The 6764-nt window shown below is 58.7% G+C and carries 6 protein-coding genes; 1 reads left to right on the plus strand and 5 read right to left on the minus strand.

Annotation, left to right across the window (positions count from 1 at the left end; translation table 11 throughout):
• Positions 1-339: 339 nt before the first annotated feature.
• The 5 genes from JKV55_RS03545 to JKV55_RS03565 all read right to left on the minus strand — a co-directional run bounded on the left by JKV55_RS03545 (position 340) and on the right by JKV55_RS03565 (position 5801).
• A complete protein-coding gene (locus JKV55_RS03545) occupies positions 340-702 on the minus strand; it encodes an RT0821/Lpp0805 family surface protein (RefSeq protein ID WP_202082375.1) in 363 nt (120 codons plus the stop codon).
• A 763-nt stretch (positions 703-1465) separates the two neighbouring features.
• Positions 1466-2722: a capsule polysaccharide biogenesis protein gene (locus tag JKV55_RS03550; RefSeq protein ID WP_202082376.1), complete on the minus strand. Its 1257-nt coding sequence runs from the start codon at positions 2720-2722 to the stop codon at positions 1466-1468.
• Between the two features lie 168 nt (positions 2723-2890).
• Positions 2891-3238 (minus strand): hypothetical protein, encoded by a 348-nt coding sequence (locus JKV55_RS03555; RefSeq protein ID WP_202082377.1) that lies wholly within the window; start codon positions 3236-3238, stop codon positions 2891-2893.
• Positions 3235-4644, minus strand: coding sequence for a cytochrome P450 (locus JKV55_RS03560; protein WP_202082378.1), 1410 nt, complete (start codon positions 4642-4644; stop codon positions 3235-3237). Before JKV55_RS03560 ends, JKV55_RS03555 begins: the two co-directional genes overlap by 4 nt.
• A complete protein-coding gene (locus JKV55_RS03565) occupies positions 4641-5801 on the minus strand; it encodes a hypothetical protein (RefSeq protein ID WP_237332645.1) in 1161 nt (386 codons plus the stop codon). The genes JKV55_RS03560 and JKV55_RS03565 overlap by 4 nt, the downstream gene beginning before the upstream one ends.
• A 229-nt stretch (positions 5802-6030) precedes the next feature.
• Here JKV55_RS03565 and JKV55_RS03570 point away from each other — a divergent pair, with 229 nt between their 5' ends.
• Positions 6031-6489: an REP-associated tyrosine transposase gene (locus JKV55_RS03570; protein WP_237332646.1), complete on the plus strand. Its 459-nt coding sequence runs from the start codon at positions 6031-6033 to the stop codon at positions 6487-6489.
• Positions 6490-6764 lie beyond the last annotated feature (275 nt).

Consider the following 6764-nt stretch of genomic DNA (forward strand, 5'->3'; position numbering starts at 1 on the left):
GGTCGAATTTATTCGACCGAACCATGGCGCCGTTGGCGGATTGGTCCATTGAAATGGACCCTACGGTTGGCCCGGTGTAGAGGGTTTCCGTAGGGTCGAATTTATTCGACCGAACCATGGCGCCGTTGGCGGATTGGTCCACTAAAGTGGACCCTACGGTTGGCCCGGTGCAGGGGGTTTCCGTAGGGTCGAATTTATTCGACCGAACCATGGCGCCGTTGGCGGATTGGTCCACTGAAGTGGACCCTACGGTTGGCCCGGTGTAGGGGGTTTCCGTAGGGTCGAATTTATTCGACCGAACCACGGCACCGTTGGCGGATTGGTCCACTAAAGTGGACCCTACGGGTTGAGCAAACGGGTTACCGGGCGCACCTGGGCCCAGGTGCCGGCGTCGGTTTGGCAGGCCAGGTGGTGTTCTGTGGTGCCGGTGGGCTGGCTTACTTCCAGCTCGCGACAGGTCCGGCCGCTGGCGGCAGCATAGGGGGCGTTAGCCAGCACTTGCACATTGGGGCCCCAGGGGGACTGGGCCAGGGTGGTGGCGGCGCCGGGGGCGGCATTGCCGAGGAACTGGTTCAGCTCGGAGGTGTATTGGCCGTGGGGGGCGCTGGTGTGTTGTTCTGCCCGGCTGGCACAACCGCCCAGGGTTAATACGCCCAGGGCCAGCAGGGTACAGGGAATAATCTTGTTGTTCGATAACAGCATGGGGTTTTGCGCTCTTTTCTTACTGAATTATGGCGTTGAGCTGGCAGATTTTTGTATGGGCCAGGAACTTTGGCGAGTAATGCTTCAATTGAAGATAAAAGGCGGATGTAAAGGAAAAATCTTTTTAATAAACAAATGGTTAACTTTTTGGTTTTTATTAAAAAGGTACGCTACCGCCCTTAGGTTACAGCCCCTAATCTGCTGGTTTCACTCGCTCCTTGTAAAACGCGGTTGCAAATTGCAAGGCGTTGTTTTTTATGACGCGGAATAATAGCATCGCCACCCGATGATTTCGACCCTTGATCAAGGCAATGCGCGTATATTAGACGCAGCAGAATATTAAGGTTGTGTTACGTTTTGATGACCGGTTGCTCTAATGGGGTGGCTCGGCGCCGGTGGTTCCCGTAGGGTCGAATTTATTCGACCGCCTCGGCGCTGTTGGTGGGATGGTCCATTGAAATGGACCCTACGGGTGGCTCGGCGTCGGTGGTTCCCGTAGGGTCGAATTTATTCGACCGAACCATGGCGCCGTTGGCGGGATGGTCCACTGAAGTGGACCCTACGGGTGACCTGGTGTAGGTGGTTCCCGTAGGGTCGAATTTATTCGACCGAACCATGGCGCCGTTGGCGGATTGGTCCATTGAAATGGACCCTACGGGTAACCTGGTGTAGGTGGTTCCCGTAGGGTCGAATTTATTCGACCGAACCATGGCGCCGTTGGCGGGATGGTCCACTGAAGTGGACCCTACGGTGGACGCTACGGTTATTTGGTTTGGGCGTAGGCCGGGGTGGTGCTGGCTTTGGGGGCTTTGGCCGCGGGCCTGGTGGGGTGCAGGGCGGGCAGGTGTTGCCAAATTTGCCGGCAGGTTTGCTCCGGCGTGCAGTAAAAGCTGCCGTTGAGCTGGGTGTTGGCCAGCAAAAAGGTGCGCAGCTGTTTAAACAGCTTGAGGTTAACGGGCTGCGGCCGGCTCCAGAAGGCATCGAGCGGGCACTGGCTGGTGAGGCCGGGAATATCGTACAGCGCCTGGCCCAGGGTAATGGTGGGCACGTGGTGCAGCAGGGCGGAAATGCCCACGGTGCTGTTAACGGTCACCACGCCCTTGCAGTGGTGGTACAGCTCGGGCAAGGAAAGATCAAAGCCGTAGAACACCCGGTCGGCAATGCCGAGGCGTTTGCTCTCCTCGCGCAGCAGGCGGCTGTAGTTGGTGTAGCCCCGGTCCATGGGGTGGTGCTTGAACAACAGCACGGCCTGGTCCGGCGCGTATTTGGCGAAGGAGTCCAGAATATGGTGTACGGACTCGGCCACGTCCGCAAAGGGGGAGTGGGTTCTTATTTGAAAATCGTCCGCCACCTGCAGCGGCACCAGAAAGATCTGGCCGGAGTGGTGATCGATCAGCTTTTGCTGCAGGCCCTTGTCGTGGGCGCTGTGGCTGTATTTGGTGTACCAGCCTTTCAGCCAGGCGGTGGCTTCCTGCCAGTAGGGGCGGTGGCGGTGGTGCACATAGTGCCGAAAACGCGGCCGGTTGAGCTGCATGTTCAGGTAGTAGCGCATGGCGTAATAAATGCGGCGCTTGAAGTTGGGTTTTATATCAAAGTTGTGCGCCGGGTGCTCGGTGGGCTGCTCGGGCAGCAAGGATTCCAGTTTATTAAACCAGGAGCTATGGGCATTAACGCCATTTTGCTCCAGGGTAATATAGTGCGGCCGCAGGTATCCCTCTTCGAATACAAAGAAGCGGATGTCGTGGCTCAGGCAAAACTGGCGGGCCACGGCGTGGTATTCGCGGCAGTCGCTGTAGCAGAACACGGTGTCTATGCGATGCTGCTGGATGTAATTGCCGAGAAAGTGGCGCCATTCGGGCAGGGTGCCGGTGTAATCAACGTTGCTGCCCTTGCAGGGCCAGCAGCCGTCACCGCCGTTGAAGTTGATTTTGTGTACGCGAACGCCTTGCTCGTCCAGAAAGCGCGAAAAGTGCCGGAAAAAAGGCCCCAGTGGTCCTTGGAGTAGCAAGACAGAGTGCATTGCGGGTTCCGTTTGATAAATGCTGTTCGGTTGTTTTTATTTGCGTTGGCGTGCTCGCAAGAATGCGGGCGGATATTACCACATTAAGGGGCGGGCAATATACCCGAATTGCGCACGGATGGGGCGGAATTTGGCGCAGTTGATGGAATGGGGCCGGAGGGCCCCGAGTTATTTAATGGTTTGCTTATGCAAGCCTTTTTGCAGCATCAGGTCTACCAGCGGCTGTTCGCGCTTGTTGGCGCGGCGGCAGTGATCCTGCTGGAATTGGTCGGTCAGCCAGATCACAAAGCGGGCCCAGCGCTTGTGGTCGCGCTCGCGCCAGGCGTGGGAGGAGATGGACTCCCAGGCATAGCCGTTGAACACCGAGGCGTTAACGAAGTGGTCCAGCGCCCTTACGCCGCTGCGCGCCCGCTCCGTTTTGCCGAGAAAGCCCACGTAGCAGATGATCAAATAGCCGAGTATGGCCATAGGCACCACGGCGCACATCAAGATAAAGCCGGCAATGCGTTCTTTCATGGTTGCTGTTTCGCCCTGGGGGTGAGTACCAGTTGCATGCCGTTTTCCGAGCGGATGGTCAGCCGCCCCACCGGCTCGGGCACAAAGCCGGGCGCCAGGGCGAAGCGGTAGTCCCGCAGCAGGGTGGCCAGGATCAGGCTGGCTTCCTGCTGGGCAAAGGCCGCGCCTATGCACACCCGGGGGCCGGCGCCAAACGGCAGGTAAGACTTGCTCAAGGGGGTTTTCAGCTCCTTGCTGGTGAAGCGGAAGGGGTCGAAACCGTCGGGATTATCCCAGAATTCCCGGTGGCGGTGGATCAGCCAGGGGGAAATGGCCACCGACGATCCCTTGGGCATTTTTTTGTCGCGCATGCTGGTGTTGTGGGCGCACTCCCGGGTTAAAAACCCCACCGGCGGGTAGAGGCGCAGGGCCTCGCGAAAGCAGTCGCGCACCAGCACCATCTTGCGGATGGCTTCCACGCTCATGGGTTGCTCGGCCAGCACCTGCTGCACTTCCTGATGGGCCTGCTCTTGTATGTCCGGATACAGGGCCAGCAAATAGAGCGACCAGGTCAGGGCGCTGGCCGAGGTTTCGTGCCCGGCCAGGAACAGCATGGAGATCTGATCCACGATTTCGCTGAAGGAAAACGGCTGGCCGGTGCCTTCATCGGTGGTGAGCAGCAAGGACGACAAAATATCCTGTTGCTGCTCCAGTTCGGCCCGGGAGCGGGGGCAGCCGGCGCGGGCGGCTTCGGCCTGCTGGTAGCGGGGGCGCACTATGTCTTCAATGGCGTGGCGGATCTGTTGGGCGGCCAGTTGGCGCTTGCGCTCGCTCGCCCCCTGCTGCAGCCAGCCCGGCAGGTTGAACATTTTGAACAGGGCCAGCTTGGGCGATTCGGCCTGGAACTGGACGAAGGCGTCGAGTATGAGGTGGGCCTGCTCGGGCGCCAGCTTGGTCGACATAATGGTGCGGAAGATGATGTCGGCGGTAACGTAGGTCATTTCCGGATCCACATCCAGCGCCTTCGGGCCCTGGGCCAGCCTGGCCGACATGTCGGCCACGGCGTCCTGCATCAGGCTGAACACCTGCTGCACCCGGGCGTGTTTAAAGGCCGGGTCTAGCATGTTGCGCTGTTTTTGCCATTGCTCGCCGTTGGTGGTGAAGATGCTTTCGCCCAGCAGGGGCTCGAGGATGTCACCCAGCATGCGGTGTTTGGGAAAGTCGGCCACCTCTTGCACCAGCACCCGGCGCACCAGTTCGGGCTGGTTGATCATATAAAGCCGCAGGCCGGGCATGATGTATTCGCCCATTTTCATGCGGTAGCTGCGTTCGTAGAGGGCGTTCAGCCAGGAGTGGCGCTTTGTGAAGAACACCTTCCAAAGCGAGGCTTTGCTCTTGCCGGGTTTGGGGAATACCGGGCAGGTCATGGCTGCTCCTTTAATCGATGGGTCATGGCCAGGGGGCCGGCGGTAAAGGCAAAAAAGTCGTAGGGGCCGGGCTTGTCGGTGGCCATTAAATAAAGAAAGTGCATGGTATACCAGGCTCTGCGCAGTTGCTTGTAGTGATTGGCTTCGTACAGGGTAAAAAAGCGGGGCGACAGCAGCCGCGGCCCGGCGTTGGGAGCCCGCCGCAGGCCGCAGGAGGTCACGGGGTCGAGCAGCGGGAAGCAGGCGCCGTCGGTGGGGGCGGTGTAGTCCAGCCACAGCAGGCGCGGGTCTTGCCCCAGTTGTTCCAGCGCGGCGCGAAAGTCGCGGGCGGCGGGCTGGAAGCTGATCAAGGGTATGCATTCGCCCAGGGTGATCAGCACCACTCTTTGGTTGGCGAACAGCTGATCCTGGGGCAGGGCGGCCAGCGCCTTGGCCATGGCGGGCATGGCCACCATGGTGCCCACGCTGTGGGCAACGATCACTATTTCGTTGTTGGCGTCGTTGCGAACGGCGTCAATGATCTGCTCGGCAAACTGGTTTATGCGGTTGTCCAGCTCGGGCACTTTGCCATTGGCCCATTTCACCGAGAAGGCATAGATCCGCAGCAGCCAGAACACGGCCAGTTTGTCGCCCAGCCGTTTGCAGCCCATCATCCACAGCGCGAACAGGGCGGGCGGCGCCAGCCATTGCATCATCAGGGCCAGGGCAGGGGGCAGGGCGCCCCAGGGCCATGATGTTGCCAGGCTGAAGGCGGCCCAGGCTCCCAAGGTTATGCTGCAGAGGATATAAAGGGCGGGGTACAGGCCGGCGATCATCTGTTTGTGGGAGGCGCGGGCAAAGGAGAAAATGCGGCCGGTAAAAATGTAGGCCCACAGGCAATAGACGAGATCGCTCAGTATGTGCGGCCAGGATTTGGACCAGTTTTGACGAATGATGTCGTCCCAGCCCAGGTAGCAGTAGTCGGTTTGGGTATGAGCGGTGTTCAGTTGCCAGCGGTGAACATGGGCGCTGTGGCGGCGGCGGCGGGAAACGCCGATCTCCAGGCCGTTTATTTTGGCTTGCCGGGCCGACTGGCTGCGGTAAAGGCTGTGATAATGGCTGGCCCCGCGGGGATCAAAGCCGTGTATGTAAAATACCTGGCGTTGTGTTACCGGCATGATGCGGCCGCTCCTGTGCTTTTGGATGGTTTTGGTGGCTCGAGGGCCCGTTAAGGTACCCGAAAATCGGTTGCGAGGCGAGCGCGTTAGGCGCCGTGGTTCGGTCGAATAAATTCGACCCTACGGGCTCTGCCGTTGGGTCCATTTCAATGGACCTGTCCGAGCCTTTAGTTGGATCATTTGGTAACGGCAACCTAACCTTCCGGAATCCCGGACCCTTTTCTTTATCATGATCATGACCAGAGAAAAATTGTTGGCGGGCCGGTGTTCTCTACCCGGCTATTGTTACCACATCACAATCTGTACCTACCAACGTTGGCCCTGGTTCAACTCGTTTGAACATGCTCGTGTCGTGGTGCACGAAATGAGGCGGTTACACGAAGAGCAGTGGGTGATTTCTGTGGCCTGGGCGCTGATGCCGGATCATGTGCATTGGTTGTTTCAACTTGGTGAGAGAGCCGGGTTGTCCCCGGTGATCAAATTACTCAAGGGACGAACGGCAAGGCGGCTGAACGAATTGCAAAATGACCGGGGGCATATATGGCAAAAAGGGTTCCACGATCATGCGGTTCGTAAGGACGAGGATTTAAGGTGCATGGCGCGGTATATCGTAGCCAATCCGTTGCGCGCCGGTTTGGTAACGCGGCTCGGTGATTACCCCTGGTGGGATGCCATGTGGTTGGAATAAGCCGTAGGGTCGAATAAATTCGACCCTACGGGTGCCGGTTACGTTGGGCCTGCCGGTGGTTTGTCGTAGGGTCCATTTCAATGGACCTTTCCGCCCACGGCGCCGCGTTTGGTCGAATAAATTCGACCCTACGGGTGCCGGTTACGTTGGACCCGCCGGTGGTTTGTCGTAGATACTCTGTTTAAAATCAAGATTTCATGTGCTCTTCACTGAACAGCAAAGCGGAATCGAACGCCGTTTCAGTCTGCATGCAGGCCCATAGTCCGGTGAGGTAT

It is taken from the genome of Zobellella iuensis (genome assembly GCF_016746085.1).
GTDB lineage: Bacteria > Pseudomonadota > Gammaproteobacteria > Enterobacterales > Aeromonadaceae > Oceanimonas > Oceanimonas iuensis.

Coding starts and splice junctions, on each gene's coding strand:
- JKV55_RS03570 (WP_237332646.1), top strand. CDS start 6,031: ATGATCATGACCAGAGAAAAATTGTTGGCGGGCCGGTGTTCTCTACCC.
- JKV55_RS03545 (WP_202082375.1), bottom strand. CDS start 702: ATGCTGTTATCGAACAACAAGATTATTCCCTGTACCCTGCTGGCCCTG.
- JKV55_RS03550 (WP_202082376.1), bottom strand. CDS start 2,722: ATGCACTCTGTCTTGCTACTCCAAGGACCACTGGGGCCTTTTTTCCGG.
- JKV55_RS03560 (WP_202082378.1), bottom strand. CDS start 4,644: ATGACCTGCCCGGTATTCCCCAAACCCGGCAAGAGCAAAGCCTCGCTT.
- JKV55_RS03555 (WP_202082377.1), bottom strand. CDS start 3,238: ATGAAAGAACGCATTGCCGGCTTTATCTTGATGTGCGCCGTGGTGCCT.
- JKV55_RS03565 (WP_237332645.1), bottom strand. CDS start 5,801: ATGCCGGTAACACAACGCCAGGTATTTTACATACACGGCTTTGATCCC.